Source organism: Allobaculum sp. Allo2, from assembly GCF_022701175.1.
GTDB lineage: Bacteria > Bacillota_I > Bacilli_A > Erysipelotrichales > Erysipelotrichaceae > Allobaculum > Allobaculum fili.
Map to the genome: position 1 here is coordinate 385,326 of NZ_CP078088.1, position 26,563 is coordinate 411,888.

26 protein-coding genes, 1 other RNA gene and 6 pseudogenes are annotated in these 26,563 nt (G+C 48.4%); 22 read left to right on the plus strand and 11 right to left on the minus strand.

Going from position 1 to position 26,563, the window contains the following annotated elements; genetic code table 11:
• Window positions 1-17: 17 nt before the first annotated feature.
• Window positions 18-624 (minus strand): annotated as a pseudogene (gene pth, locus KWG61_RS02400) (aminoacyl-tRNA hydrolase).
• A complete protein-coding gene (locus KWG61_RS02405; protein WP_230266971.1) occupies window positions 621-875 on the minus strand; it encodes a hypothetical protein in 255 nt (84 codons plus the stop codon). The pseudogene pth and the gene KWG61_RS02405 overlap by 4 nt, the downstream one beginning before the upstream one ends.
• A gap of 201 nt (window positions 876-1,076) precedes the next feature.
• On the opposite strand from KWG61_RS02405, the gene KWG61_RS02410 reads away from it, so the two are divergent.
• The gene (locus KWG61_RS02410; protein ID WP_230266970.1) at window positions 1,077-1,346 is read left to right on the plus strand and encodes an HTH domain-containing protein; all 270 of its coding nucleotides are present in this window, start codon (window positions 1,077-1,079) and stop codon (window positions 1,344-1,346) included.
• Between the two features lie 167 nt (window positions 1,347-1,513).
• Here KWG61_RS02410 and KWG61_RS02415 read toward each other — a convergent pair whose 3' ends face one another.
• The 5 genes and pseudogenes from KWG61_RS02415 to rpmH form a co-directional block, all read right to left on the minus strand.
• Window positions 1,514-1,930: a R3H domain-containing nucleic acid-binding protein gene (locus KWG61_RS02415; protein WP_242744824.1), complete on the minus strand. Its 417-nt coding sequence runs from the start codon at window positions 1,928-1,930 to the stop codon at window positions 1,514-1,516.
• Window positions 1,902-2,078 (minus strand): annotated as a pseudogene (locus KWG61_RS02420) (protein jag); the annotation flags it as partial. The gene KWG61_RS02415 and the pseudogene KWG61_RS02420, both read right to left, overlap by 29 nt.
• Before the next feature lie 80 nt (window positions 2,079-2,158).
• Window positions 2,159-3,220, minus strand: coding sequence for a YidC/Oxa1 family membrane protein insertase (locus KWG61_RS02425; RefSeq protein ID WP_230266968.1), 1,062 nt, complete (start codon window positions 3,218-3,220; stop codon window positions 2,159-2,161).
• Window positions 3,221-3,330: 110 nt separating this feature from the next.
• Window positions 3,331-3,564 (minus strand): ribonuclease P protein component, encoded by a 234-nt coding sequence (gene rnpA, locus KWG61_RS02430; protein ID WP_242744825.1) that lies wholly within the window; start codon window positions 3,562-3,564, stop codon window positions 3,331-3,333.
• Between the two features lie 40 nt (window positions 3,565-3,604).
• Window positions 3,605-3,739, minus strand: coding sequence for a 50S ribosomal protein L34 (gene rpmH / locus KWG61_RS02435; RefSeq protein ID WP_230225730.1), 135 nt, complete (start codon window positions 3,737-3,739; stop codon window positions 3,605-3,607).
• A gap of 1,427 nt (window positions 3,740-5,166) precedes the next feature.
• On the opposite strand from rpmH, the gene KWG61_RS15810 reads away from it, so the two are divergent.
• From KWG61_RS15810 to serS, 10 genes and pseudogenes are all read left to right on the plus strand, one after another.
• A complete protein-coding gene (locus tag KWG61_RS15810; protein WP_256460754.1) occupies window positions 5,167-5,775 on the plus strand; it encodes a DnaA/Hda family protein in 609 nt (202 codons plus the stop codon).
• Window positions 5,667-6,079 (plus strand): annotated as a pseudogene (locus KWG61_RS15815) (DnaA/Hda family protein); the annotation flags it as partial. The gene KWG61_RS15810 and the pseudogene KWG61_RS15815, both read left to right, overlap by 109 nt.
• Before the next feature lie 86 nt (window positions 6,080-6,165).
• Entirely contained in the window at window positions 6,166-6,342 is a 177-nt protein-coding gene (locus KWG61_RS02445) for a hypothetical protein (protein ID WP_242745757.1), read from the plus strand.
• Window positions 6,342-6,506, plus strand: a complete 165-nt coding sequence (locus tag KWG61_RS02450; protein WP_242745513.1) for a helix-turn-helix domain-containing protein — start codon at window positions 6,342-6,344, stop codon at window positions 6,504-6,506. Before KWG61_RS02445 ends, KWG61_RS02450 begins: the two co-directional genes overlap by 1 nt.
• 170 nt (window positions 6,507-6,676) lie before the next feature.
• Complete coding sequence (gene dnaN, locus KWG61_RS02455) at window positions 6,677-7,993, plus strand: DNA polymerase III subunit beta (protein WP_242744826.1); 1,317 nt, start codon at window positions 6,677-6,679, stop codon at window positions 7,991-7,993.
• A 243-nt stretch (window positions 7,994-8,236) separates the two neighbouring features.
• Window positions 8,237-8,440, plus strand: coding sequence for a S4 domain-containing protein YaaA (yaaA, locus tag KWG61_RS02460; protein ID WP_230266964.1), 204 nt, complete (start codon window positions 8,237-8,239; stop codon window positions 8,438-8,440).
• A gap of 392 nt (window positions 8,441-8,832) precedes the next feature.
• A complete protein-coding gene (locus tag KWG61_RS02465; RefSeq protein ID WP_242744827.1) occupies window positions 8,833-9,531 on the plus strand; it encodes a DNA replication/repair protein RecF in 699 nt (232 codons plus the stop codon).
• Window positions 9,524-11,499 (plus strand): annotated as a pseudogene (gene gyrB / locus KWG61_RS02470) (DNA topoisomerase (ATP-hydrolyzing) subunit B). The gene KWG61_RS02465 and the pseudogene gyrB overlap by 8 nt, the downstream one beginning before the upstream one ends.
• Window positions 11,500-11,639: 140 nt before the next feature.
• Window positions 11,640-14,173, plus strand: a pseudogene (gyrA, locus tag KWG61_RS02475) (DNA gyrase subunit A).
• A 1,263-nt stretch (window positions 14,174-15,436) separates the two neighbouring features.
• Window positions 15,437-16,713: pseudogene (gene serS, locus KWG61_RS02480) on the plus strand (serine--tRNA ligase); the annotation flags it as partial.
• 129 nt (window positions 16,714-16,842) lie between these two features.
• Here the strand turns inward: serS and KWG61_RS02485 are convergent.
• Window positions 16,843-17,598 carry a hypothetical protein gene (locus KWG61_RS02485; protein ID WP_230266960.1) on the minus strand — a complete coding sequence of 252 codons (756 nt, stop codon included), beginning with the start codon at window positions 17,596-17,598 and terminating at the stop codon, window positions 16,843-16,845.
• A gap of 588 nt (window positions 17,599-18,186) precedes the next feature.
• Between KWG61_RS02485 and ffs the strand changes: the two genes are divergently transcribed.
• The 9 genes from ffs (at window position 18,187) to KWG61_RS02530 (ending at window position 23,779) form a co-directional block, all read left to right on the plus strand.
• Window positions 18,187-18,284: signal recognition particle sRNA small type (ffs, locus tag KWG61_RS02490), an RNA gene on the plus strand.
• Window positions 18,285-18,409: 125 nt separating this feature from the next.
• Window positions 18,410-18,892: a nucleoside deaminase gene (locus KWG61_RS02495; RefSeq protein WP_367614240.1), complete on the plus strand. Its 483-nt coding sequence runs from the start codon at window positions 18,410-18,412 to the stop codon at window positions 18,890-18,892.
• Between the two features lie 234 nt (window positions 18,893-19,126).
• Window positions 19,127-20,056 carry a DNA polymerase III subunit gamma/tau gene (gene dnaX, locus KWG61_RS02500; protein WP_242744828.1) on the plus strand — a complete coding sequence of 310 codons (930 nt, stop codon included), beginning with the start codon at window positions 19,127-19,129 and terminating at the stop codon, window positions 20,054-20,056.
• Window positions 20,057-20,096: 40 nt separating this feature from the next.
• Window positions 20,097-20,405: a hypothetical protein gene (locus KWG61_RS02505; protein ID WP_242744829.1), complete on the plus strand. Its 309-nt coding sequence runs from the start codon at window positions 20,097-20,099 to the stop codon at window positions 20,403-20,405.
• A gap of 79 nt (window positions 20,406-20,484) precedes the next feature.
• The gene (locus tag KWG61_RS02510; protein ID WP_242744830.1) at window positions 20,485-20,718 is read left to right on the plus strand and encodes a hypothetical protein; all 234 of its coding nucleotides are present in this window, start codon (window positions 20,485-20,487) and stop codon (window positions 20,716-20,718) included.
• Window positions 20,715-20,870 (plus strand): hypothetical protein, encoded by a 156-nt coding sequence (locus tag KWG61_RS02515; RefSeq protein ID WP_242744831.1) that lies wholly within the window; start codon window positions 20,715-20,717, stop codon window positions 20,868-20,870. Before KWG61_RS02510 ends, KWG61_RS02515 begins: the two co-directional genes overlap by 4 nt.
• Window positions 20,871-21,336: 466 nt before the next feature.
• Window positions 21,337-22,116, plus strand: a complete 780-nt coding sequence (recR, locus tag KWG61_RS02520; RefSeq protein ID WP_242744832.1) for a recombination mediator RecR — start codon at window positions 21,337-21,339, stop codon at window positions 22,114-22,116.
• A gap of 1,013 nt (window positions 22,117-23,129) precedes the next feature.
• Complete coding sequence (locus KWG61_RS02525) at window positions 23,130-23,318, plus strand: hypothetical protein (RefSeq protein WP_242744833.1); 189 nt, start codon at window positions 23,130-23,132, stop codon at window positions 23,316-23,318.
• 65 nt (window positions 23,319-23,383) lie between these two features.
• Window positions 23,384-23,779 carry a hypothetical protein gene (locus KWG61_RS02530; RefSeq protein WP_242744834.1) on the plus strand — a complete coding sequence of 132 codons (396 nt, stop codon included), beginning with the start codon at window positions 23,384-23,386 and terminating at the stop codon, window positions 23,777-23,779.
• 14 nt (window positions 23,780-23,793) lie between these two features.
• On the opposite strand, the gene KWG61_RS16940 is transcribed toward KWG61_RS02530, so the two are convergent.
• Together KWG61_RS16940 and KWG61_RS02535 are read right to left on the minus strand one after the other, a co-directional pair.
• Window positions 23,794-24,063 (minus strand): CYTH domain-containing protein, encoded by a 270-nt coding sequence (locus KWG61_RS16940; RefSeq protein ID WP_367614315.1) that lies wholly within the window; start codon window positions 24,061-24,063, stop codon window positions 23,794-23,796.
• Window positions 24,012-24,344 carry a CYTH domain-containing protein gene (locus tag KWG61_RS02535; RefSeq protein WP_242744835.1) on the minus strand — a complete coding sequence of 111 codons (333 nt, stop codon included), beginning with the start codon at window positions 24,342-24,344 and terminating at the stop codon, window positions 24,012-24,014. The genes KWG61_RS16940 and KWG61_RS02535 overlap by 52 nt, the downstream gene beginning before the upstream one ends.
• A 52-nt stretch (window positions 24,345-24,396) precedes the next feature.
• On the opposite strand from KWG61_RS02535, the gene KWG61_RS02540 reads away from it, so the two are divergent.
• Both KWG61_RS02540 and KWG61_RS02545 read left to right on the plus strand, forming a co-directional pair.
• Window positions 24,397-24,783: an NAD(+)/NADH kinase gene (locus KWG61_RS02540; RefSeq protein WP_242744836.1), complete on the plus strand. Its 387-nt coding sequence runs from the start codon at window positions 24,397-24,399 to the stop codon at window positions 24,781-24,783.
• Between the two features lie 62 nt (window positions 24,784-24,845).
• Window positions 24,846-25,181 carry a hypothetical protein gene (locus KWG61_RS02545; protein WP_242745514.1) on the plus strand — a complete coding sequence of 112 codons (336 nt, stop codon included), beginning with the start codon at window positions 24,846-24,848 and terminating at the stop codon, window positions 25,179-25,181.
• Window positions 25,182-25,308: 127 nt separating this feature from the next.
• Here KWG61_RS02545 and KWG61_RS02550 read toward each other — a convergent pair whose 3' ends face one another.
• Window positions 25,309-26,451, minus strand: coding sequence for an FtsW/RodA/SpoVE family cell cycle protein (locus KWG61_RS02550; RefSeq protein ID WP_242744837.1), 1,143 nt, complete (start codon window positions 26,449-26,451; stop codon window positions 25,309-25,311).
• Window positions 26,452-26,563: the final 112 nt, after the last annotated feature.

Below are 26,563 nucleotides of genomic sequence, written 5' to 3' on the forward strand. Positions count from 1 at the left end.
CTGCGCGTTCTGCTTTTTCAGCGCGGCGGCGAGCTTTTCGGCTTCCGGGTCGCTCTTTTCTTTTTCGGCTTCACGTTGTAGCGATTCATCGCCTGGGTAAAGCCGTGATCAATGGAAAACCAGGCCGCTTTGACCGCCTGATCAATCGCCGCGTTCAGATCGTCCATTTCATCAGCGCGAAAGCGGGTCAGCACATAATCAATAATCTTAATTTTCGGATCCCGGCCGATGCCGACGCGGATCCGGTCAAAATCCTGTCCCATCGCCGCGCTGATTACGCTTTTCATTCCGTTATGACCGCCGGCGGATCCGGACGGCTTCAGACGGATGGCGCCTACCGGGTATCAAGATCGTCATAAATGACCAGAAGATCCTTCGGTTCAATTTTGAAAAAGTCCATGCAGGCGCGAACGGCGAAGCCGGAGTTGTTCATATACGTCATCGGCTTCAGCAAAATAACGTCTTCCCCTTGATGCGGGTTTTGACGTACTGGGCTTCAAATTTGTTTTTATTGATCTCCACGCCGGCTTTTTCGGCCAGCCGGTCCATGACCATAAACCCGGCATTGTGCCGGGTACGCGAATATTTTTCGCCTGGATTTCCCAGGCCGACAATCAGTTTCATAAATTTCTCCTTTTGCCGGGATCCGGCACGATACAAAGATCCGCTTGCTGCGCAAATTGCGCTGTGCTTCGGCTTGTTTCTGCTTCCTGTTTCGGCTTCGTTTTCGATGTTCCTATCTTATGCTTTTTCCCATGGAATACATGAAAATTCGCTTTTGCCAGATTGAAGACAAACCCTGTCAAATCGATGAATGCCAGCACCTCTGCCTGCGATCCGGATTGAAAACGAAGTTCTGTCCATTTATTCCCCATACCGTCTTGTCTTTTGAAGACAGTATTCTTTTATAAATAAATTAGTTATAACTTTAACAGAATTTGAAATAGTCATGAAACAGAAAAAGACCACGGTTTCGGTCTTTATAGACATTGATTTAAATGTACTTCGATATAATCAGAATGTCAGCTGACTGTTTAAACACTATTCATGCATGAATGTATGAAAGAGGTGAAGAAATGCCAAACAAGCGATTTACGCTGGAACAGATTATTGCGCTTCAGGGCAATCCGTACACCCAGCGCGTGACAAACGATACCATCGAATTCACCCAGGTGTTCTGTCTGATGTATGTGCGCCTGCGCACACGCCATGCCACGCCGGAAGATATCCTTCTGACGCTGGGCTACAATCCAGAATTCATCGGGAAAGAGCGGATGATCGCCATGGATCAGCGGCTGCGCGGATCGCTGGAGTATATTCTGAGTCCGGAAGACAAAGAATTTTAAAAGGAAAAAGAGTTCTGTATACGGCAGAAATCCAGAAACGGATTTCTGCCTTTCTGATTTTCTCTGTCCTTTTCCTGTTTCCTGTCGTTTTTCCTGCTGCTTTCGAATCTGCACAAAAAAGGGGAAGCAATCCCTTTTCTTTCGGAATTCATTTGGCGTAAATCGGATTATTCAGCGGGCTCGCTGACTTTTCCGGGCGTATACAGAATATGAATACGGCGTTCCGGTCCTTCGCCATGCGACTTGGTGGAAATGTCATCCATATCGCTCAGGGCGTTATGAACGGCTTTTCTTTCATCGGCAGGCATCGGTTCAAGAACCGCGTCCACTTTCGTGCGGCGTACGTCACGGGCAACGCGGATCGCCATGCGTGCGACTTTTTCGTAGCGCTCTTCCTTATAGCTGTTGACGTCGATCATCAGACGGATATGTTTCTTGAAGACCGCGCTGGCCGCGGAACGAACGAGGACGGTGAAATCCTGAAGCGTTCTTCCCTGACGTCCGATCAGAACCGCATTGGCGTTCGTATCGACAGAAATACGATAGAAGCCGGTGTCATCGAGTTCTGATCGAGACGGTTCCATCCATTTCGGCGTTGTCAAAATAGGTCTGAATGTAGTCGTGAAGGAAAACGATAATGTCGCTTTCGGCCCAGGCTTCAATGGTGATCGTCCGACCGAGACCGAGGAAGCCAGACTTTTCTTCTACAACGGTATACGTGAGTTCTTCAACAGCCGCATTTTTCGCATTGCAGGCAGCGGCGAGAGCCTCATCGAGAGTTTTCCCGGAAAACGATCAAATTCCATACTTTCCTATCCCTGCTTCTTTCTGTTTTTCAGAATGCCTTCGGTATCGCGTACTCTTTCTTCTTTTTCACGTTTTTCTCTCTGATTCAGCGAAATGTAGTGGCTGAGAACACTGGTGAAGGCACGGATAATGGACGAAACTAGCCAGTAGAAGGACATCGCAATCGGCCAGGAAATATACATGAAGGCGATCAGTGCCGTCGTCATGTACATGGTCATGTTCATGGTGTTGGCCATCATGCCGCCCGCTTTCGGTTCTTCCTTCTGGGCTTTGACACGGCCGGTTTTTACATCCAGCTTGCCAAGCCATTTCGGAATCTGCATCTGCAGGATGGACATGACGATCATCAGAATGTAGACGGTCATGATGCCCCAGTCGAGATGCTGAAAACCGGCCAGCGGCGTTTCCGACAGCGGCATGCCCATGAAGGAGCCGTATACGGTCGTTGCCGCACGCATGGTGGCGTAGAACATACCCATCATGACAGGCAGCTGAATGAACATAACGAGCATGCTTCCGAACGGATGAATGTCGTTATCGTTGTAAAGCTTCTGCATTTCCTGCGCCATCAGCATTTTCGAACGTTCGTCGTTCTTGCCTTCGTATTTGGCCTGCAGGCGCGTCATTTCCGGCTGGATTTCCTGCATGCGCTGCTGGGAAATCTGCGAACGGAACGTGAACGCAAAAATGAGCAGCTGGATCAGGAGCGTTGCCAGGATGATGCCCCAGCCGGCATCGGTAAAGCTGGCAAACAGGTTGATCAGCTGGGCGATCGGCCAGACGATCAGACCGTCAAACCATCCTCTCTTCCAGGAGGAGGACCAGCTGGTGGGTTCAATAGTTACTGTTTCTGATTCTGAAGATTCGACTTCGGCTTTCAGATCTTCATCCGTGATTTCGGAAATGTTGACCTGTTCCTTATTAATGGTCTCTTGGTTAAGAGCAATAATCTGGTCGAGTTTGGTTTTTCCGTCAGATCCTCGCGGGTTGGAACAGGCCGCAAGACCCAGGGATACCAGTACGCACAGAAACAGAATCCGTGATTTTTCAAGAAGCGATTTTTTCATGGGATCCTCTTTCGTATTTTAGGCGGGCCCGCTCATGCAGTTCAGAGAGCATCTTGTGTCTCTGTTCGTAATCCATCTTTAAAAAGGCAGGGCGGACAATAACAATGGAATCAAACGATCTCGTCAAAGGTGAATACAGAATCGATCAGCGCGCGAAGCTGGCGTTTTACACGGGTGCGGACAACCGCTTTTCCAACTTTCTTGCCGACGCTGATCCCAACACGGGCATGTTCTTCCTTTTTCGGCGCCGTATACACAATCATGGCCGGGCAGACGAAGGACTTCCGTTTGGAAATGATGGATGAGAACTCTGCATTCTTAAGGATTCTCTGATGTTTCTTCATTGACTCAGACAGAGAAAAAATCACCTTTGCAGGTGATTTATTAAGCGGATAAAACCTTTCTGCCTTTAGCTCTTCTTCTTGCTAATACTTTGCGTCCGCCTTTGGTAGCCATACGAGCGCGGAAGCCGTGAGTTCTCTGGTGTTTGATTTTACTTGGCTGATAAGTACGTTTCATGTCGACTCAATTCCTTTCGTTCTATAAGAGTGATTCTTATTTTCTTATTAATTGCGCATGTCACTATATCATGATGAAAAAGGATGTCAACGCGCACGAAGCCGTTTCAGGGGTGATTTTCTTAAAGGTCCTTTTCATTCATGCGAAATATAAAAGAAAAATGGATTGCGCAGCTTGATCGATTCCTATCTGTTCACCGCTAAACAGCAGCGATCCTGTATCGTGGCAATCTGTAAACAAGGATAACAGAAACGACACGCGCAATCACCTGTAAACAGGCGGTTTTTCCAATCTTTTTCGCCTTTTTTCGGATTCTTCCCCCACAGACCCCGGCAGGTCCTGCCTGCACCCGAAAATACAGCGGTGATCTTCTTTTCTGTGGATTGTCAGCATTTCTGCTTCGTCCCGATTCCTATTTTATTATCTGTATATTTTTTTATTATCTGTATATTTTCAGCTTTTATTATCTGTATATTTTCAGCGCAGTATTCTCGCCGCTGTTCGTTCTGCTCTTCTTTCGGTTCTCGATCCAGCCGGATCTCCATGCATCCGCACAGCCTTCTTTTTCCCTGTCTCTCCCTGTTTCTTATCCCCGTTTCTTATCCGCCTGTCTCTTTTCCAGATGCAGTCTTCCATTCTTTCTTTCCCCTCTCCTCTTTCTGGAACTGTCTGTTCAGATGATGTTTAAAAGCCGCAGATTCGTCTGCGGCTTTTTTGCGATGGTCTGGTTCGTCCGCCCTGAATCGGCGTGACTTGCAGTTATCCCCGTCTGGGTGGAAAGCGGGGACGGTTCGATTACGGACTGGGAGCGTATGGCAGTTCTCCCTCTGTTTTCATACCCGCATCTTCCGGTTGGGGCCTTCTTCGGGTTATCCCCGTTATCCACCGTTTGCGGGGATTGTGCAGGATTTCGTCAAAAACGGGGACTGCCTTTGGAAAAGCGGCTTTTTTCCGTAAATCCAGGGAAAATCCCCGCTTTTCGGGGATATGCGCGTTATCCCCCAGTTATCCACAGGTTATCCACATCCTGTCCCCATCCCTTTTCCCCGCGTTTCAAAGCAATGAGGACAATTCCCCGAAACTGGGAGATTCTTTGCGTGCTTTCCCCTGTGCATTTTGGTTATCCCCGCGCTGTCCCCGAAAAGATATCCCCGGAAAGGGAATGTTGCGCACAATCCCCATGGGGATAACTCGGATTTCTCCTTTAGCTATGGAGGATTGGATTCAGCCTGGGCGGGGATACAGCCTGCGGGCTCTGCACAATTTGCTGAAGTTATCCACCATTGTCCCCATTGGGGATAATTTTCCGTTTCTAGGTGTGCCAAAGAGTTATCCCCCAAAAACAGGGGATAATGCGAATAGCCACACGTCCCGAATGGAATAAAATCGGTTATGATAAACATCCAGGTGGAAAGGATGGATTCAATATGGATTCCTCGATCAATCAGTACTGGGATCAGACGCTTTCGATGATTCGCACCAGCCAGTATTTCGACGAAAGCACACTTACATGGATCTCAAAGACTTCGCTATTTAAAATCGAGAACGGAAAGGCCTACCTGACCTATCGAAATATCATTGCTTCCAATCTGATCAAGGATAATCTGTCGCTGTTTGAAGATACTCTTTCCCAGATCTGGGGATCGACGCTTCAGATCGAACTCATTTCCCAGCGGGAGATGGAGCAGATGATGCCGGACGAAGCGCTGAAAATTCGAACCAATAAGCTGGTAGACCGCCCTTTTGACAAGGCGTATACTTTTGATTCCTTTGTCTCCGGCCCCAGCAACCAGGAAGCGCTGGCTGCCTGCCGGCTGGTCACACGGGAAAACCGCTTCAACCCCCTGCTGATTTACGGCAGTTCCGGTCTGGGCAAAACGCACATGCTGAATGCGGTGGGCAACTACCTCGCCGTTCACCGGCCGGAATGCAAGGTCAATTATTTTTATGCGGGCGATCTGGTCAGCCTCATGCTGGAAGCGATGCGCTCCAAAACCCCTCTTCCAATGCGGTGGATGTGGTCAAGGCTCAGCTGATCGACTGCGACTTTTTTCTGGTGGATGACATCCAGAACCTGCGCAGTGCGTCCTGCCAGGAAGTGTTCTTTACCGTCTTCAATGAATTAATACGTTTAAATAAGCAGATTATTCTGACATCCGACGTGCATCCTTCGGAAATTCCGACGCTGACGAAGCGTCTGATCAGCCGCTTTCAGTCCGGTCTTACCGTAAGCATCAAAAACCGGGCACGGAAACGGCCAAACTGATTCTGAAAAAGAAACTCGACGGGCACGAACAGGTGCAGCCCATCGATGAAGATGTTCTGGATTTTCTGGCCGTCAGCTATTCGCATGACGTCCGCGCACTGGAGGGCGTGCTCAACCGTCTTTTATTCAACGCGACCCTTTTGATCCGCCTTCCATTACGATGGAATTCACGATGGGCGTTCTGCGCGATGAGCCGGCTGTGGCCCCGACCGAAGAGCTCAGTCCGAAAACCGTCAAGAAAGCGGTCATCCGTCATTACGGTCTTTCGTACCAGGATCTCGAGGGCAAAAGCCGCCAGAAAAAATTGTGCAGGCCAGACAGATCTGCATTTATCTGATGCGCGATCTGCTGGGGATTTCCTATTCCGCCATCGGCAAGGAAATCGGCGGACGCGATCATACGACGATTTCTTCGTCCTGTTCCCGCGTTCGCAAGCTGATCGATTCCGATCCAGCCTGGAAAGAGGCTGTAGATACGCTCCGAAAGAAAATCAGCGGGTAATCCACCGTTTTTGGGGTTATCCCCGGCCTTTGCGGGTTATCCACAGACAATCCCCGCCCCGATTTTCCGTTTTTTCCTTTATCTTTCGTATAAAGCTTTGAGTTATCCCCGTCTGGGGCATTCCTTATTGTTATTATTCTTTAATAAGAGAAGAAGAAAGGAACTTTCTCATGCGTTTTTCCATTAATCGTTCATACTTTGCCGACAAGCTCGCGACGGTTGCACACGCCATTCCTTCGGTTTCCCCGACCATCGCGCTGACCGGCGTTCTGATCCAGGTGTTTCCGGACTATATTGTTCTGACCGGATCCGATTCCAATCTGGCTATTCAGGTCGTCATTTCTCCCGATGAGAAAAACCAGCTCGTCATTGAAGAGCGCGGATCCATTATCATTCGCTGCTCCGCTCTGATCGAACTGACCCGCCGCATGAACGGCGATATCCTGCACGTCGAATCGATCGACGATACGCTGATTCGCTTTAATGGGCCTTCCGATTCCAAATTCGAACTGTTTGGGCGCGCCCCCAGCGAATACCCGGATCCCAATCTCACGCAGCCGGCGAAGCATCTGACGCTGCCGATTCATGCGCTGCAGGATATTTCCCGTCAGGTAGCCTTTGCGGCGGCAACCAACAGCCCGCGTGTCTATCTCAACGGCGTCAACCTGCGCATCAATGACCATAAACTGATCGCGACGGCGACCAATACGCTGGCGATGGCCCGCAAAATTGTACCGGTACAGACCGATGCGTCCGCCCAGGCGAACATCCCGGTCAAAGCCATCAGTCTCGTGGCTTCGCTTTTTGGAAGCGAAGGCGAATGCGATGTATATCTCGACCGTCAGCGCATTCAGTTCGTCAAGGACGATCTGCTTTTGCAGACGACGCTCTACGACGGCGTATTCCCCGACTGCGACCGGATTTTGCAGACGCATCCGACAACCCATATGATTCTCGATACGAATGAGTTCGAAGGCATGATGAGCCGTTCGATCATTTATACGGGCGCGCAGACTTCGGATTCTTCCGTCATTCCAGTACGCATGACCTATACTCCGGATCAGACGTTTGTCGAAGTTCTTTCCAGTACGCTCGGATCCTGCCGCCAGAATATTGAAAAGATGGAGATGGATGGAGAGTCGGGAAATATCGCGTTTAACGCGAGTTTGATGATCAATGGTCTGCGGGCGATTAAGGATCATGAAAAATTCAATCTCGGACTAAGCGGCGAACTCAAACCGCTCTACATCACCCTCCCGGATGACCCTTCCTCGAACTGCTCTTTGTCGCCATGCGCAGCAACGTCTAGCGTTTCCTGTTTCCTGCATTTTTCATACGACGATTTATTTCTGTCCATACAAAAAACGAGCCGATGCTGCATGCTGCAGAGCACCGGCTCGTTTTTTTTCACAGGAAAATCGAAAGCGTCCGCTAAGCCGAACGTCATCCGTTCGCATGCAGACCTGGAAGGCGCTCAAAAGGCTTAGAAAAGGCCTTTTTCCAGAAAACGAGGCGGCCCGTCGCCGCCTTGTCGAATTTGAGAAGCGATTTGCACCCTTCAAAGTCACAATATGTGCCCCATGCGAAGGATTCTTTCTCAAAAAGCCGTTTAAAGGGCCGTAACGCTGAATTTTTGATTCATCGTATTTCCCTATGTTCCGGCGGTGATCTCTGTCCTGTGGAAAATAAAGGCTTTTTTGATATAATTGAGCTTGAAGTGAGGTTCAAATATGAAGTTTAACCTGAAAGATGAATATATTACCCTCCAGCAGCTGCTGAAAGCCTGCAATGTCATTGACTCCGGCGGGCAGATCAAAGCGTGGCTGGCACAGAACGAAGTGCTCGTAAACGCAGAGCCAGAAAACCGACGCGGAAAGAAGCTTCGTTCGGGTGATGTCGTAGAAACCGGCAATATTCGGATTGAGATTGAATGAACATACAGAAGCTGAAGCTTTCTGACTACAGAAACTTCGAAACGGCTTCTTTTCTTTTGATCCGGATACGATTCATATCTTTTGGGGAAAAACGCGCAGGGAAAACCAATCTTCTCGAATCCATTTACTTTTTAAGCCACCTGCGCTCGTGGCGAACATCAAAGACACCGTCCTTAATCCGGCACAGCCAGGATTCATTTGTGCTCGAAGGAACCATCGAAAACAAAGGCCGCCTCGAAAAGCTGAAAACGGTGTTTTCACAGGGGAAAAATTTCTGTACCGCAATGACAAGCCGGTCCGCTCTTTTTCGGAGTTTGTCGGCATTCTCAATGCGGTTCTCTTTTCACCGGACGATCTGACCCTTTTTCAGATTCGCCAAAGGAAAGAAGAAAATGATCGATATGGAACTGGTGAAGCTTTCCCGTTCCTACACGTCGCTTCTTTCCCAGTTTCAGAAACTGCTCAAGGAACGTTCCGCGATTCTTAAATCGTGGAAACCCGATGAAATTCTGCTGTCGACCGTGACAGCCCAGATGATTGAGGCGCAGGCCGTGCTCATTGTGCAGCGGCGCGCCTTTATCACGCTTCTGGAACAGAAAGCCTCTGAAATCTTTCCTCGTTTTTCGCAGGGGAAGGAACAGCTCAGCATTCGCTACAAAACCTGTGTGGATCCCGATCAGGATATCCGCGAACAGCTCAGGCAGATTTATGACTCGACGCTTGAGCGGGATCGCCGCATGAAAACAACGTCCGCGGGCATCCACAAGGATGATCTTGAATTTTATCTTAACGGAAAGCTGATTACGCAGACCGCCAGCCAGGGCCAGAAACGATCGGTCATGCTGGCGCTGAAAATCGGACTTTGTCAGGTGATCCGGGAAAAGACCGGACAGAACCCCGTCCTGCTTCTCGATGATGTATTTTCGGAGCTCGACGAATCTCGCCGGCAGGGGCTCATCGCCTCTTTTCCGGAAGAAATTCAGATTTTTATTACCACGGCCGAACCCGTCTCCCCAGGCTGGTTCAAGCGGCCGGTCAAGTTTTATACAGTTGATCACGGCAAGATGAAGGAGGGAATATTTGATGTCTGAAACTGAAAACAAGTCGCTCGAGGCTTCTGTTCTTGAGTTCGACAAGCTTGAAGATGAAGCAATTCATGTCGATCATGCCTATACCGCCAACGATATCCAGGTTCTGGAAGGTCTGGAAGCGGTTCGTCTGCGTCCTGGCATGTATATCGGCTCAACGTCTTCGCGAGGTCTTCATCATCTCGTCTGGGAAATTGTCGATAACGGCATTGACGAATCCCTGGCCGGCTACGCCAGCCAGATTGATGTTGTCATTGAAAAAGACAATTCCATTCTCGTTCGGGATAACGGACGAGGCATGCCGGTAGGCATTCACCAGAAAACAAAAATCAGTGCGGTAGAAACCATTATGACCGTACTGCACGCCGGCGGAAAATTCGGCGGCGGCGCCTATAAAGTTTCCGGCGGTCTGCACGGTGTCGGTGCTTCCGTTGTAAACGCCCTTTCCGAGTGGCTCGAAGTCACCGTTGACCAGGACGGCAAACGCTACTACATCCGCTTTGAAAACGGCGGCCATACCGTTGCGCCGCTCAAGCAGATCGGAACGACCGAGCGTACCGGTACGACCGTACGCTTCAAACCGGATCCGAAAATCTTTACCGAAACGACTGAGTTCAATTTCGATGTGCTCGATTCCCGTATTCGTCAGCTCGCCTATCTGAACAAGGATCTGAAAATGACTCTCTGCGACGAGCGCGGCGAACATCCTGTCTGCAAGGAGTATCAGTACGAAGGCGGCATTATCGAATATGTCCGCCATCTGAACAAAGGCAAGGAAGTCATCTCCGACAAGGTAATTTACGCCGAGGGCGGACAGGACCACATTCTGGTCGAAGTCGCGGTGCAGTACAACCGGGATTACCAGAACCAGATTTACTCCTTCGTCAACAACATCAATACCCCTGAAGGCGGCTTCCATGAAGACGGCTTCCGTCTGGCCCTGACCCGTGTTCTGAACAAGTACGGGCGGGAAAACAACCTTCTGAAAAAGACGAATCCCTCACGCAGGACGATGTCAAGGAAGGTCTGGCAGCGATCATTTCGATCAAGCATCCGGACCCGCAGTTCGAAGGACAGACGAAGACGAAGCTCGGAAACAGCGAAGTCCGCAAAATCGTTTCCAGCATTTTCGGCGACGCTCTTTACCGCTTCCTGATGGAAAACCCGACCGAAGCCAAGGCGATCGTTGAAAAAGGTCTCACAGCCGGCCGCGCGCGCATTGCGGCAGCCAAGGCCCGTGAAGCCGTACAGCGCAAATCGGGACTCGACGGCATCACTTCCCTTCCTGGAAAGCTGATGGACTGCTCGAGCCGCGATGCGAGTGAATGCGAAATCTTTATCGTCGAAGGTAACTCTGCCGGCGGCTCGGCCAAGATGGGCCGAAATGCCCGTACCCAGGCCATCCTGCCGCTGCGCGGAAAAATCCTCAACGTGGAAAAAGCCAGAGAAAACCGGATTTTCGCCAACGCGGAAATCAACTCGATGATCACGGCGTTCGGATGCGGATTTAAGGAAAATACGGACCTCTCCAAGCTTCGCTATCACAAGATCATCATCATGACCGATGCCGATGTCGACGGTTCGCACATCGCCACCCTCATGCTGACGTTCCTCTACCGCTTCATGAAGCCAGTTATTGAACACGGCTACGTCTATCTTGCCCAGCCGCCTCTGTACAAGATTCAGAAAGGCAAGCGCATGGACTACGCCTACAAGGAACAGGAAATGGATGCTCTGCGTGCCGAGTACAAGGACGGCTACAAAGTACAGCGCTATAAGGGTCTTGGTGAAATGGATGCCGAACAGCTCTGGGAAACGACTATGGACCCGGAACGCCGTATCCTCAAGCGTGTCACGATTGAAGACGCGATGATGGCGGACGATACCTTTGCCATGCTCATGGGCGAAGACGTCGAACCCCGTAAAGAATTTATTCAGAACAATGCGGAATACGCGACTCTGGATCTCTAGAAAGGAAATAAAGGAAATATCCATTTATGGAAGATAACGCAAATAAAACTCCCGAAGAAGATATTCTGGACGATTCCTTTTCTGATGAGGAAAGCCAGAAAGCCAGGGACGCGATTGAAGATATTGAAATCTCGAAAGAGATGAAAGATTCGTTTCTGGACTACTCCATGTCGGTTATCGTACAGCGCGCTTTGCCGGATGTACGCGACGGCATGAAGCCGGTTCACCGCCGGATTCTCTATGCGCTGGCAACCCTGGGCATTACCCCGGGCAGCGCCCACAAGAAAAGTGCCCGTATCGTCGGTGATGTTATTGGTAAATACCACCCGCACGGCGATACCGCCGTTTATGACGCCATGGTCCGCATGGCGCAGGACTCTCTTATCGCTACCCGCTCGTTGACGGTCACGGAAACTTCGGTTCCCTGGACGGCGACGGCGCTGCGGCTATGCGATACACCGAAGCCCGCATGTCCAAGATTTCAACTGAAATGGTTGCGGATCTGAACAAGGAAACCGTCGACTTCATTGAAACGTATGACGGCGACGGTAAAGAACCGACGGTTCTGCCGTCCCGCATTCCGAACCTGCTGCTCAACGGTGCAGTCGGTATTGCGGTCGGCATGGCCACCAACATTCCGACGCACAACCTCACCGAAGTCGTCCGCGCCATTAAGGCGGTCATGGACGATCCGGAAATTTCCGTACCGGAACTGATGGAATATCTGCCCGGACCGGACTTCCCGACCGGCGGCATCATTCTTGGCCGCAAAGGCATTCGCGAAGCGTATGAAACCGGACGCGGCTCGATCACGATCCGTTCGAAGTACCGCATCGAAGATCTGCCCAACGGCAAGAAGCGTGTCATCTACTACGAAATTCCATACGGCATCAACAAGATGAAGCTGTACGAGAAGATGGCGCAGGTCATCCGCGAAAAGAAAGTCCAGGGCGTTACCTATCTGAACGATGAATCCAACCGTGAAGGTATCCGTATCGTCATGGATCTGAAAAAGGACGTTCAGGAAGATGTTGTCATCAACCAGATGTTCCGAGAAACGCCATTGCAGTCTACGTTTGGCATCAACATGCTGGCGCTTGAAAACGGAAGACCAAAACAGCTGACGATCCGCGAGATGATCATTGACTACGTCAAGCATCAGACGGATGTCATCGTCCGTCGGACCCGTTTCGACCTGAAGAAAGCGCAGGAGCGTCTCGCACATTGTCGAAGGTCTGCGTATTGCGCTCGACCATCTCGATGAACTGATCAACCTGATCCGTTCCTCCCACAAGGAAGAAGCCGGTCTGATTGAAGATATGAACGCGCAGTTCGGTCTGGACGATCTGCAGTCCAAGGCGATCCTCGCCATGCAGATTCGCCGTCTGTCCGGACTGGAACGCGAGAAGATTGAAAACGAATACGAACAGCTGCTGGCCGCAATCGCGGACTTCAAGGATATCCTGGCCAACCACTCCCGCGTTCTCGATATCATTCGCAGCAACCTCGACGATATCGAAGCCAAGTACGGCGATGAACGCCGCACGGAAATTCTCGAAGGCAGCTTTGATGTGATCGACGAAGATCTGATTCCGCAGGAAGACATCCTGATGACGCTGACCCATTCCGGCTACATCAAGGCAACCGCCATTTCGAACTACCATACCCAGCTGCGCGGCGGTAAGGGTATCCGCTCGATTTCGCTCAACGACGAAGACACGATCGATTTCATGGCGACCATGTCCAACCATGACTACGTTCTGTTCTTCACCAACGCCGGACGCGTTTACCGTATGCGCGGCTTCCAGTTCCCGATGAGTTCGAGAACCGCCAAGGGCACGCCGATCGTAAACTTCATCCAGCTTCAGGACGGCGAACAGGTTCAGGCGATCCTGCCGTATGATCAGGAACACACCGCGAAGAACCTTCTGTTCGTCACCCGCCAGGGTATCGTTAAGCGGACTCCGGTAGCCGAATTCAAGAACATCAACCGTACCGGTAAAATTGCGATCACCCTCAACGAGGGCGACTCCTTGCCTACATCCTGCCGACCCATGGCGATGATGAAATTCTGATCGCCGGCGATACCGGCTACGCGGTTCGCTTCCCTGAAGAAACCGTTCGTCTGATGGGACGTACAGCCGCCGGCGTTCGAGGCATCAATCTCGAAGGCGGTCATGTCATTGGCGCTACGCTCGCCAGCGAAGGCGATACGATTCTTGTCCTTTCCGAAAACGGATTCGGCAAGCGTTCACCGGTGGATGAATACCGACTGACCAACCGCGGTACAAAAGGAGTTAAGACGCTTTCTATCAGCCCGGCTACGGGCAACGTCATCGCCTTCAAGGCCGTTAACGGAAACGAAGATGCGATGATCGTAACAGACTACGGCCAGATGATTCGTGTTCATCTGCACAACATCAAAATTCAGGGACGCAACACCAAGGGCGTTCATATCATCCGTCTTTCGGAAAACGATAAGGTTAACCGCATGACCTTCACCGGGCACCAGGAAGAAGAGGATGACAACGAGAACAACTACGTTCTGGATGAGCTGAATCAGCCGGTCGGCGATTTCGATTACAAGACCACGGAAGACGGAAGCCCGCTTCCAGAAAACGAATCGGAATCGGCATCAGAAGACGCAGCAGGCAAGGAACCAGAAACGGTCTGATCCCGCTTCTGAAATCTGATTTTCAGAAATAGGCAGATGGATCTGAATTCCTGAATGAAGAAAATGAAATCCGATATCCAGTCTTTTGAGGGCGCAGGATATCGGATTTTTTCTGCCAGCGAAAAGGCATGGATCGTTTTTTCATTAGATGGCTGTCCGTTTTTCGATCCAGTTTTCCTCTAAATCCGGTAAGCAGATCGCATTAATACGAAAAGGATTCCCCAATTTGGATCGCTCAGCTCCAGAAGAGACTGGGAAAATCGGAAAAGTTTCCTGCTTCAGAAATGGGAGAGGAGAAGCGTCTGATTTTCCCTTTTTCAAAATCGGTGTCTGGAAGATCTGGGTCTCTTAATCAGAAGCAGCGAAGATTTCCTTTACCTATCCTATAGGAATAAGAAAAGACGATAGGAATAGAAAATCGTATTCCGATTTCTAAAAAGCTGATCCTCGATCCAATATCGGAAAATTCGTATGCGATTCCGATCAAAATATCGGAATTCCGATCTAAACAGCCTATAACATTCGCCGTACTGAAACTTAATGGCTATTTTGAGCCCATATCCGTCTTTGGAAGGAGGCTGGACTGTTCGATCTCTGACCAGCCATAGGAAGGACAGAAATCGGATCCAGCAGGGAAAAATCTGCAATTCGGTTTGTTTGGGCAAGCTTCTTTCCTGACTTTGTGTTTGCCTTTGTCGTATTTGGAGCTTTCCTCTCTGCCTGTTCTGTCTGTCTTCATTCGTCTGTTCATTCCTGTCAGGAAATCCGGGCTGAATGATCTGGCGGTTCTGGAGCAGCTGCTGGATTCTGAATCGGACCGATCGCTTCATCCCCTTTTCCTCCGTGCAAACAGCTGGCGGTTTTCTGTTCGAACGAAGGCGAGGATACCCGTCGGGGATCAGACCGATCGGATGACACCCGAGTCGAAAGATGTTTTAGAGACTCTTTTCTAAGTGCTGTTCTTGGAAAAGATGTCCTGTTTTTGAACGGCTGGATCTAGCGATTCTGCACGATTATATCGCCTGAATCTGGACTGTATTTTTCGGGACGAAACCATACAGACTTTGCAAAACAGCCCAGGCAGTCCTGCGGATTTTTTCCGTTTGGATTTCCCTTTGTCTTAGGATTTCTACGGCCCGCTCTGGTTTGTTTCCGCTGTCTTTTTCGCGGATTTGATGTTTAGAGCCTGTGGAAAAAGAGGGATGTTTGAATGAGATATTTTGGCGTGATATCGTAATGAAGATATGAAAAGGAGAATCCTGAATGCTTGACTTGAAATTTGTCCGTGAAAACCCGGATCTCGTTAAAGAGAACATGGAAAAGAAATTTCAGCATCATAAACTGCATCTTGTAGATGAAGTGATCTGCAACGACGCAGCATTGCGTCGGACGCAGCAGCAGGCTGACGAACTTCGCTCGAAGCGCAAAAGCAATTCGAAGAAGATCGGCATGCTGATGGGACAGGGCAAGAAAGAAGAAGCCGAAGCTGCAAAACTCGAAACGGCAGCACTTGGCGATCAGATTGAAGAACTGTCCAAAAGAAGAAGAACTGCGCCAGGCCGTTACCGACGCCATGATGCAGATTCCAAATATGATTGATCCCACTGTCCCAATTGGTAAGGACGACAGTGAAAACGTTGAACTCGAACGCTTCGGTGAACCGGTTGTACCGGATTACGAAATCCCCTACCATACCGACATCATGGAATCTTTTGGGGAATTGACCTCGATGCTGCACGCCGTGTAGCTGGCAACGGTTTCTATTATCTGGTTGGCGATATTGCCAGACTCCATTCCGCTATCCTCTCTTATGCCCGCGACTTCATGATCGACCGCGGATTTACGTATGTCATCCCGCCTTACATGATTCGTTCCAACGTCGTAACCGGCGTTATGTCCTTTGCTGAAATGGACGGTATGATGTACAAGATTGAAGGCGAAGATCTGTATCTGATCGGAACTTCCGAACACTCCATGATCGGCCGCTTCATCGACCAGATCATCGACGAGAAAGAACTGCCTTATACGCTCACTTCCTACTCCCTTGCTTCCGTAAGGAAAAAGGCGCGCACGGTATTGAAGAGCGCGGCGTATACCGTATTCACCAGTTCGAAAAACAGGAAATGATCATCGTCTGCAAACCGGAAGAATCGGCTGACTGGTTCGTTCGCCTGTACATGAACACCGTAGATTTCTTCCGTACGCTCGACATTCCCGTACGTACGCTTGAATGCTGCTCCGGCGACCTCGCGGATCTGAAATGCAAATCCGTAGACGTTGAAGCCTGGTCTCCGCGCCAGAAGAAATACTTCGAAGTCGGCTCCTGCTCCAACCTCACTGATGCGCAGGCTCGTCGACTGAAAATCCGTGTCAAAGACGAAAACGGCAAGAAGTACTTCGCCCATACGCTGAACAACACTTGCGTAGCGCCTCCGCGTATGCTGATCGCCTTCCTGGAAAACAATCTGCAGGAAGACGGAACTGTCCTCATTCCAGAGGCTCTGCAGCCTTACATGGGTGGCAAGAAAGTACTCGTTCCAAACAAAAGAAATAAATTTGAAATCCTTCGAAAGAAGGATTTTTTTCATTTTCAGGTGCCGGTTCAAAAGAAAAGCCGTACCCCATACGGAGCACAGCAAGAATGAAGATGCGTATTTTCGAGCTCCATTTTACTGGGCTGGAGTGGCAGAGGGCTCCATGTTCGTCGCTTCGACGTACGTCATATCCATCACCAGTTCACCGTTATCATTTCGACGCAGCCGTCCGGTTACATTGGCGTCGCAGTTGCCAAAAGGAATCGGGAAGCCTTCCAGAATGATGTATTTGCTGATGTCGGAATTCCACAACACGACGACATTATTTCCCGCTTTATCCTGAATGGTCGACTGCGGAAGCTTGCCGTCGACGGTGATGAGCTTGCCCGATCCTGCCAGAGAATCTGCGTCTTCCCACGCCTGATCCACCGAAATAATATGGTCCTGAACGGTGGCTTTAGCATCCGCAAGCGGATCGTCTTCGGATGAAGAAGACGAGTTTTCCGACGATTGATCCTGCGCGGACGAGTCTTTGGAATCGTCGTGAGACGAAGACGCATCAGCCAGTGGAGATGCCTTGATGTCGACCGTGACGGTATTGGAGGTGACTCCGTTTTGCGTAACAGAGATCGTATACGTTCCCGGTTTCATTGCCTGGAATTTCAGTTTTCCATCTTCGATCCAGGATTCTCCGCCGGAGATCTGGACGGCGTTCGGATCGATCCGGGTCTGGATCGGTTCCGTCTGGTAATCGATCAGAACCGTCTGACCGGTGATCATATTCTGTCCGTCTTCCACGTTCAGATGAATCACGCTGATCAGATTCGAGCAGGCGCCCAGAACGAGCGCGGCGGCTGCGATCAGCAGGACATGCTTCAGTTTGTTTACCATGGGTGTTCCCTTTCTTCAGTTTCTTTTTCTTCTTTTCCTTCGTGTCGAAATGGGTGCGCTCAGATCCGCGTTCGGACTGGATTGTCTCTTACGGCTTGGGGATCTGCGTTTGCCGCCTTCTTCGATCAGAAATTCAGATTGCCAGAAAATGACGGTGACCGGATTTCCCGCTGCCTTCATTCGGCTTGCCCATTTGCGGTCAATCGGTTGTCGTCATTGAAATTGTCTATTTCTATTGTCTCGTATGTGCGGTGAATCACGGATTCCTTTGATCGGAATTGTTTATTCTCTACCGCTGGATTGCCGGTATTTCCTTTTGGAAGGATTCGAGATAATCCTCAGATCCGGAAAGCCCCCAGACGAATTTCACGTGAAATCTGAATTTCCGATCGCGTCAGGCTTACTCCCGCTTCAAACAAAGAAAGGAATTTCAAACGTATTTTCAGAGGATCAAACTTGCCGCCCGGAAGCCAAAGGGCTGTCCTTAAAACCTGGCGGCATCCGGCAGATCGTCACGCCCAGCCAGCGTCTGGTCCTAGGAGATTGATAAACAATTCAGTTGCCAAATCGCCTTTGAATTTGCTATTCTTATTGAGCTACTGCAATAGCATCCTGCTAACCGTGTCAGGTCGGGAACGAAGCAGCACCGTGCTGGCTCTGTTATGTGCAGTAGTTTTTTGTGTTCGTTTGGCGGATCCCAGTTTCATTGGGGTCTGCCTTTTTGTCTGCCCCTCTTTGGGAAAGTCATTCCTTTGGCATGGAGTCCTTTTGGTATCATGAACACATGAACAGATTGAGCCCAGAAGAAAAGATGATGAAAAAAGCTTTACGGCTTGCCCGTAAAGCGGAAACGGAAAATGAAGTACCTGTCGGAGCCATCGTCGTCGATGAGAACGGTACGATCATTGGCCGCGGATACAATCGACGTGAGAAAAGACAGAGTGTGACCGAACACGCCGAACTCATGGCGATTGCCTCTGCGTGTCGAAAGCTTCATTCCTGGCGGCTGGAAAACTGTTCGCTGTATGTCACCCTCGAGCCGTGCGTGATGTGTTCCGGGGCCATCATTCAGTCCAGAATCGCTCACGTATATTACGGTGCGAAAGATCCGAAAGCCGGCGCCGTGGATTCGGTCGTTTCCTCTTTGAAGTCCCTCAGTGGAATCACCATCCCGAATGGACCGGGGTATTCTGGAAGAAGAATGTTCGACGATCCTCAAGAATTTCTTTCGCAGACGAAGAGAGGAAAAGAAGAAACTGAAGGCTCTGGCCAGACAAAATGCACTGCCTTCTGAGCCAGACGTTCGAAGAGATGAAAGTAGGTCAGAGAACGTCCTGGATGGAGACTCTTCCATCTTTGTTTATTTGCCTGTCCTGAATTCTGCCGAGGACAGAAAACGGATCGATCCGATTTTAAAATCCGATCCGGATCTCAAGGCAGAAATGGATATGCATACGAAATCTGAAAATCCCAAATCACAGTCCGATCAATGGCCGATGGCCGATCGTCAAGGAAAGGAGTGATCTGAATGTCCTATCAGGCTCTATATCGAAAATACAGACCGGCTTCTTTTGACGAAGTGGTAGGCCAGAAACACATAGTCCAGACGCTGAAAAACGCGGTGGAGAAAGATCGTATCGCTCACGCCTATCTGTTCTGCGGACCGCGCGGAACCGGTAAAACGTCGATCGCGAAAATCTTCGCACGTACGCTGAACTGTACGGGAGAACACAAACCCTGCATGGAATGCGAAAACTGCCGGGAATCTCTGAACGGTTCCCATCCCGATATTGTGGAAATTGATGCCGCCTCCAACAACGGCGTTGATGATGTCCGCGATCTGATTGAACGTGTCGGCTATGCCCCGCTTTTAGGAAAATACAAAGTCTACATTATTGACGAGGTTCATATGATGACCGCAGCAGCTTTTAACGCTCTGCTTAAAACCATCGAAGAACCGCCTGAACATGTGATTTTCATCTTTGCGACAACCGAACCGAATAAGGTTCTGGCTACAATTCTCTCCCGCTGCCAGCGATATGATTTTTCCCAGGTCAGCGAGAAAGATATCCTGCATCGACTCCAGGATGTCTGCAAATCCGAACAGATTGAAGCGGATGAGGATGCTCTGGAACTGATTTCCGAACTGGCGAGCGGCGGTATGCGTGACGCTCTGTCGATTCTCGACCAGTGCGTTGCCTATGAACCTGATCATCTGACACTGGAAGCTGTCCGCGAGATTTATGGTGTTGTTCAGACCGAAGAACTCGGCAAGATCATTGAACAGCTCAATCCGGAACAGGCTTCAGAAACGATTGCCTTCGTGGAAGATATTGAAGCACGCGGCTTTAATCTTAAGCGTTTCACAGCCGATCTGATCGGTCTGCTCAAGGATTCCCTGATCTATGATCTGGCTAGCGGGACTTCCCTTCTTTCGGAACGAAAAAGAAGTCATTAAGAAGTCGCTTTCCCCAGTTCCCAGTTGGAAACGAATTCAGATGCTTAACGAGCTGATGAACGTCTATAACAAGCTCGGCTATGCATCCAATATGCTCGACTACATTGAGACGGCCCTGCTGAAATCCGCATTTTCCGTACAGTCCGCTTCTGCAGTATCCAATCGTCAATCACATGATCAGCCACATATGGCTGCAGGCCAAATCTTACAAAAAACGGAAAATCCCATTCCTGCTCCGGTGAAACCTGCAAAAAGCCCTAAGGTAAGTAAGAAATCCGACCTGGCCATGCTTTTTGGAATTCTGATGTTTCACGTGAAACAATGGGAAAAGAGAAAATCCGAAATCTGAATTCAGATTAGAGGAAGATTTTCTTCTTTCTCTGCTCGTCGGCGCTTCGAAAACGATCCGATCGGAAGATGAAGGTCATATGAATGATCTTCCGAAATACTTTGAAGACGTGGATTGGGGCAAATTTGCGAACGCACTGAAGGGTTCTAAGATCGTTGCCTCAGCCGAGACGTACATGCTGGTAAGTGCACCGCATATGCTGGAACGAGATCATATCAATGCTCTTCAGAATGAAGATGGCTTTGAAGAATTTACCAATCAGTGGCTGGGCCATCCGAAAAGCTGTTTTCGCTCGCAGAAAACGATCGAGTGACTCTTCTGCAGACATTCGTTAAGCGATCCAAGGAGAAGACGCTGCCAGAACCGGCGAAAATCGAAGTCTCCCTGGCCAGTTCCGAACCGGAAGAATCCCTTGAGGAATCTTTAAAGGCCCGTTTCCCGGACCTGGTTGTCCAGGATGACTAATTCCCTGCTGAGTGGTCATAAATCGCCTCAAATGGCGCATAACGCCTTATAGAGCGTCTGAGCACACTGTAAAAATCAGATTATGATCCGATCTGCTCTTCTAAAAGCTTTGAAAAGACATAACACAGCCTTTTCTGGACCTTGAAAAGAAGAAATCAGATCGGAAAATCATAAATGCGGAACGTTTGGATCAAAACAGAGAGAAAAACCGGCACAGCAGCTGAGAAAAATCAGGTCGCTGTTCCCTGCTCTGTTAGTAACAAAAAACAAAACGACAAGCCGATGGGATCCGTTAGGAATCCGTCTGCAACAGCAACAGAAATGAAAAGAACAAATAGTCTGGTGTATCGGAAAATCCGATCGACGAGAAATAACAGACCGATCGAAGAACGCGGCTAAAAATCAGTTTCCCAGCCGATTTCTTACGATCATCCGAAAATCAGATAAACAGGAACAAGGAGGAACTATGTATCCAGTCAGCTTTGAGAATCTGATTCTGGAACTTCATAAACTGCCCGGTGTTGGTATGAAAAGTGCCGAGAGAATGGCGTTTGCGATTCTTGGCTGGGATGAAGACCAGAAAGAACAGATGATTCAGGCATTTAAGAATGCAGCCAATCTGAAGCACTGCAAAATCTGCGGAAATCTTACAGAAGGAGAAATCTGCGAAATCTGTAAAAATTCAGATCGCAATCATCACCAGATCTGCGTCGTTCAGAATGAGAAAGATCTGTACGCAATCGAAAGTATTAACGAATACAACGGCGTGTACCACGTTTTACACGGAACCATAAATATTCAGAAAGGAATTCTGCCCGATCAGCTGAATATTGATGCGCTGGAAGATCGGATCACTGATGAAACGGAAGAAGTCATCCTCGCACTTGATCCTACGCAGGATGGAGAAACGACTTCGCTTTATTTGAGCCGTCTGCTTTCAGATCGAGTTCTGGTCACCAAACTGGCCTCCGGCATTCCATTTGGCGGAAAACTCGACTATGCGGATGCAAAAACGATCGCAAAAGCCTTTGATGGACGTAAAAGGACGATATCTGATCATTCCTATACGAAAATCCGATTAAAAACATTATTCATATGGAATTCCTACATAAATAGGAATAATCCTATTCATAAAACTTACGTTTTGGGAAATTCATATTCTAGAAGAAGGAAAAGAAACGGGAATTTCAGCGAAATTGGTCAATTCATATCTAAGATAAGAAAAGCAGGGGATCACCTGGACTAACCAGAGTGAATCCCTGCTTTTTCATAGGAACAGGGAAATAGAGGAAAATGAAGGATTCCATGCAGCTGGTATCAAATCTGAATGATCATACGATCGGAAATAAAGCAAAAAAGCCATATTTCATTAAACCTGAGCAATCATATGAGAAGGATATAAATGAAAAAAGCAGATGAAAGACAGAAAATCAGAATTTATGAATATCAGAAATTCTTGCAGATCAAAGAATTCCAGAAATATGAAAAGGCAGATCAGAGGGAGAAAAGAAATTTTCCAGAGAATATGAAAATCTGAAATTGGAAAAAGAGAATAGGATAGAAAGTAGGAATGAGCGAAATCAAATATCGGAAATTCATAAAAAGAAAGAAAGGAACGGAAGAGCAAATCTGAATATCCTATTTCTTTCCAAATTGTTTCTTCTTTGATATTTCACAAAATATCTGAACAGTTATCCAAAAATCAGATCGATCCCATCCCATATGAAATCTATTTCTGAAATTCCTATTATTGGAATACGATGATATCTGATTTCAATATGAATTTTATGGATTTTAGCGGAGACCAAAATAACAATATTTCTCATTCATATGAAAACGGAGGTTTTCAATTCCGTGTACTCGCTTGGACTTTTTTCCAAAGAATTTGAATTTATGAATATTCATACGAAACAAAAACTTTCCTGTCGTGCAAGTTTTCCCTGGAATATGTCTTGATACGATTATCATATTCTCATTCCTCTATCTTATTTTTTCACAATAGGATTTCCTATAAATTGGTTGATGAAAATTGAGTTTGTTTTCATTCAATCTCTTTTACTTTAGAAGAGTTCTTCAATTTCCGATACGCATTGTAGCGTGTAAAATGGACATGGATATGAAATTCATCCGTATTTCATATTTCTTCTTGTTTTCAAAATGATTGTGCTATAATCGCCCATGCGTACGGTCTTCTGCACTATCTGAACCAGAGATCGTAAAGAAAAAGTTTTTGCGAACTCTGGAAAGGCGGTGAACCCCATGGCAGATGATCATTCCCCAATTGACGTCTATTACGATATGGATATTGCTCAGATCTGCGCGCATTTCGGAAAATCGAGAAATACAGTGGATAAAGCCGTCGCTAAACTAGTTCGTAACTATCCAGATGCTGGATGGAAGTATAAAAATCCAAAACCAGGCGAATTACGATTAAAGCGGACGGCGTAGAAGTCCTTTCCACGTATTTTCGAAAGGAAAAGCACGAAGTTTCGGCCGTAGAATCGGAACTCCGTATGGAAATTGAAAAACTGAATGCGATTCTGGACGAAAAAGATAAAACAATCGCCAATCTGGAAATGCTTTATCAGGAACGGCTGAAGCTCGAAATGGATAAAGCGAGGCAGACCTACCTTCTCGAACAGAAATCAAACGAAGATACGATTTCCGAACAGAAGACCATGCTCGATGATCAGGCAAAACTGATTGAAGAACATGAAACAAAAATTTCGGATCTGGAATCTGAAAATCAGAAATTACAGGAAACGAAGTCGAAAACAGAAGAAGCCGAGCGGCAGCTGAAATCCGAAATGGAAGATCTTCGAAAATCGAAGGAAGAACTCGAAAAGACGAAAGAAGACTACAGAAAAAAGAAGAAGAATACAATTCGAAATCCTTCTTCTATCGTTTGACACATAAATTTTCTTTAAAATAAATCCTGAACTGCACGGGCGAGCTTGCTCATGCAGTTTTTTTCATACTGGAGACCAGCTCTTTCAAGAATCTGATTGAAAACGGAAATCCCATCATGGTCTTTTCTGTATTCATATTCAATTTCATAATCCGTATGCTTTGGAAAATGGGTTTCATCCAGAGAAAGTTCTGCATTTTCCAGCTGGGTAATCCGGCGAATGGTTTCAAAAGTTACAAAGGGATGCAGCTCAATATCGCCCAGACCGATTTTTCCAGCATCCAGCTGCGATCTTCCGGATCGAGCTCACTGACAGTCGGCGCGCTGACTTCCTTTTCATATTCATATTTCGTAATGGAGTCCAGCGGTTTTTTGATCGTCAGATTGTATTTTCCTTGCGTTTCACGGATTCGGCAGGCAAATCCGTGCGCCTTGAGCGCCTGATCGGGTGTGTCGTAATACGTATTGATCTGAAGTCTCTGCTCATCGCAGGGAATCAGAGTACAAAGCTTTTCATAATTATCTTTTGTTAAAAGCACTTTCAGTTCTCGTTCTTGATCGGACATAAGGAGCCTCCTTTCACCATGATACAATCAAAGAACCCAAGGAGATATTGAATTGAAGTTCACTGTTTTTTCCCGTTTTGACGGGTATTCCAGAAAACTTAAAGCGGATCTTGAACAGATAATACTGGAAGATCTCCACTGGATTCTCGACGCGGACCATCCCGATCTTTGCATTTGCATCGGCGGAGACGGAACGATCCTGCGCGCGATTCAGAAGTATAAGGAACAGCTTGATCATCTTCTGTTTACCGCCATTCATACCGGTACATTAGGCTTTTTTACCGATTACACAAAAGATGAGATCGACAGTTTTCTTGCCGATCTGCGCGAACTCGATCAAAACGGTTCTGTCATTGAAAAGTATCCGATGATCGAAGCCTGCCTTTCGGATGGGCGCATCTTTCGAGGGCTCAATGAAATTCGAATCGGCTCTTTTTAAGTACCGTTCGCTTTGATGTTCTGATCGACGGAGAGTTTTTTGAAACGACCAACAGCTGCGGCATCTGCGTATCGACGCAGGCGGGAAGCAGCGGCGCCAACCGCTCTCTTGGCGGTGCGGTTGTAGAAAACGGACTGGATGTTCTGGAAATTACGCAGATCATGCCCGTCAGTCATGCCAATCACCATTCCTTTGTCTCTCCTTACATCATGAATAAAAACCGGGTTGTCACGCTGAAAGGGAAGTCGCTGGAAGAATCCATTCTTTGCTGCGACTATTTCGAAACGCCCAAACTCACCGATATCGACTGGGTAGAAATCCGGCTTTCTGTGCAAAGCGTCCGATTTGCCAGACTTCGTCCTTATTCGTATTTAAAAAGACTGAGAAACCTCTTCTGATCTGCAAATGGTTTTCGCAGACCGGCTGAGATTCTCAGTCTTTCTTTTCTTGTTTCAGCTTTTCATTTCAGCTATTCATTCCGGCTGTTCGTTCCAATTGTTCATTCGGACAGTCCGATGAAGAAGTTCAGACACGAATTTCGGATTCATGCGCGCGGTAACGGCGCTGTTGGCGATCGGAATCGTTACGGTTCTTTCGATCTTTTTCAGCGGCGTGCGGATGTTCGGGATCCGGCTGACGAAGTTGGTCGATAAAACGGCGCGTTCCTTTCTGAATTTTCTGGCTGATTGTCTTCCAGGAATAGCGGCGGAAGCGAATGGTCTTCTTCGATCGCGGCGACATATTGAGAATGACGCCAAACAGAATGAAGTAGGAAAGCGTGGACGATCCGCCGTAGGAAATGAGCGGCAGGGTAATGCCGGTAATCGGAACAAGGCCGACGATCATGCCCAGATTCTGGATCTGCTGATACAGCAGCATGGCAATCGCGCCAATCATGACGAGCCGGTTAAACGGCACTTTGGAATTGTAGGCCATTTTGCAAAGGTACAGATCGAGCCACATGCAGACGAACAGGATATACGTCGTTCCCGCCAGGCCGAAGCACTGGCCGAATGCTGCGAAAATAAAGTCGGTGTGCGCTTCCGGAATCGAAATGATGGAAGCCTGCAGACCATGCCCGGTCAGACCGGCGGAGCCTAAAGAGAGCAGGGCGGTATATAGCTGGTTGCTCGATCCCAGCATATTGCGTTCCGGATACAGCCACGCGTCAATTCTTCGAATCTGATAGGAAGAGAAGACCGAGGAAAGGAAATCCGGATTAAAGAAATAAAGCAGGAAAAAGCCGCCAAGAAGAACGGCTACAAAGCCCAGCGCGATCCAGATGTACATTTTCCGAATGCCAGAGCAGAGCAGAAGAACGAGCAGAGTGAAGCCGATAATGATGAAGACGCCGGTATCCGGTTCGAGAAGAATCAGAATCATCGGAAGCAGAGCCCAGTGAAGAATTTCCATGAACATTTTCATATCATCCTTCACCGTTGGATTTGGATGTTCCGCCTGAAAGGAAGATATGATTTGCGAGGTTTTCAGAATCAGAACGACTTTCATGAACTCCGAAGCCTGAAAGGAACCGATGCCCGGCAGCTGGAGCCAGGAATAGGCGCCGTTGACGGCACTCGCAAAGGGCAGGGAATGCGAGGTAAAGCGAAACAGAAGCTTGGAAGCCAGCAGATAAAACAGAATGCCAAGCAGTATTTTGTAAGCCATGGGCAAATATTCCATGACCTTTTATTGGTAATGCGGGTGATCAGATACATCGTCGCAAACCCGACTGTGTACCACAGAATCTGCCGGCGCAAATAGGATTCGCCAGATCCGG

Bases quoted from the DNA above. Each gene is read 5' to 3' on its own strand.
- KWG61_RS02405 (WP_230266971.1), bottom strand. From the start codon at position 875: ATGGGGAATAAATGGACAGAACTTCGTTTTCAATCCGGATCGCAGGCA.
- KWG61_RS02410 (WP_230266970.1), top strand. From the start codon at position 1,077: ATGCCAAACAAGCGATTTACGCTGGAACAGATTATTGCGCTTCAGGGC.
- KWG61_RS02415 (WP_242744824.1), bottom strand. From the start codon at position 1,930: ATGGAACCGTCTCGATCAGAACTCGATGACACCGGCTTCTATCGTATT.
- KWG61_RS02425 (WP_230266968.1), bottom strand. From the start codon at position 3,220: ATGAAAAAATCGCTTCTTGAAAAATCACGGATTCTGTTTCTGTGCGTA.
- rnpA (WP_242744825.1), bottom strand. From the start codon at position 3,564: ATGAAGAAACATCAGAGAATCCTTAAGAATGCAGAGTTCTCATCCATC.
- rpmH (WP_230225730.1), bottom strand. From the start codon at position 3,739: ATGAAACGTACTTATCAGCCAAGTAAAATCAAACACCAGAGAACTCAC.
- KWG61_RS15810 (WP_256460754.1), top strand. From the start codon at position 5,167: ATGGATTCCTCGATCAATCAGTACTGGGATCAGACGCTTTCGATGATT.
- KWG61_RS02445 (WP_242745757.1), top strand. From the start codon at position 6,166: ATGGAATTCACGATGGGCGTTCTGCGCGATGAGCCGGCTGTGGCCCCG.
- KWG61_RS02450 (WP_242745513.1), top strand. From the start codon at position 6,342: ATGCGCGATCTGCTGGGGATTTCCTATTCCGCCATCGGCAAGGAAATC.
- dnaN (WP_242744826.1), top strand. From the start codon at position 6,677: ATGCGTTTTTCCATTAATCGTTCATACTTTGCCGACAAGCTCGCGACG.
- yaaA (WP_230266964.1), top strand. From the start codon at position 8,237: ATGAAGTTTAACCTGAAAGATGAATATATTACCCTCCAGCAGCTGCTG.
- KWG61_RS02465 (WP_242744827.1), top strand. From the start codon at position 8,833: ATGATCGATATGGAACTGGTGAAGCTTTCCCGTTCCTACACGTCGCTT.
- KWG61_RS02485 (WP_230266960.1), bottom strand. From the start codon at position 17,598: ATGGTAAACAAACTGAAGCATGTCCTGCTGATCGCAGCCGCCGCGCTC.
- KWG61_RS02495 (WP_367614240.1), top strand. From the start codon at position 18,410: ATGATGAAAAAAGCTTTACGGCTTGCCCGTAAAGCGGAAACGGAAAAT.
- dnaX (WP_242744828.1), top strand. From the start codon at position 19,127: ATGTCCTATCAGGCTCTATATCGAAAATACAGACCGGCTTCTTTTGAC.
- KWG61_RS02505 (WP_242744829.1), top strand. From the start codon at position 20,097: ATGCTTAACGAGCTGATGAACGTCTATAACAAGCTCGGCTATGCATCC.
- KWG61_RS02510 (WP_242744830.1), top strand. From the start codon at position 20,485: ATGAATGATCTTCCGAAATACTTTGAAGACGTGGATTGGGGCAAATTT.
- recR (WP_242744832.1), top strand. From the start codon at position 21,337: ATGTATCCAGTCAGCTTTGAGAATCTGATTCTGGAACTTCATAAACTG.
- KWG61_RS02525 (WP_242744833.1), top strand. From the start codon at position 23,130: ATGGCAGATGATCATTCCCCAATTGACGTCTATTACGATATGGATATT.
- KWG61_RS02530 (WP_242744834.1), top strand. From the start codon at position 23,384: ATGGAAATTGAAAAACTGAATGCGATTCTGGACGAAAAAGATAAAACA.
- KWG61_RS02535 (WP_242744835.1), bottom strand. From the start codon at position 24,344: ATGTCCGATCAAGAACGAGAACTGAAAGTGCTTTTAACAAAAGATAAT.
- KWG61_RS02550 (WP_242744837.1), bottom strand. From the start codon at position 26,451: ATGGCTTACAAAATACTGCTTGGCATTCTGTTTTATCTGCTGGCTTCC.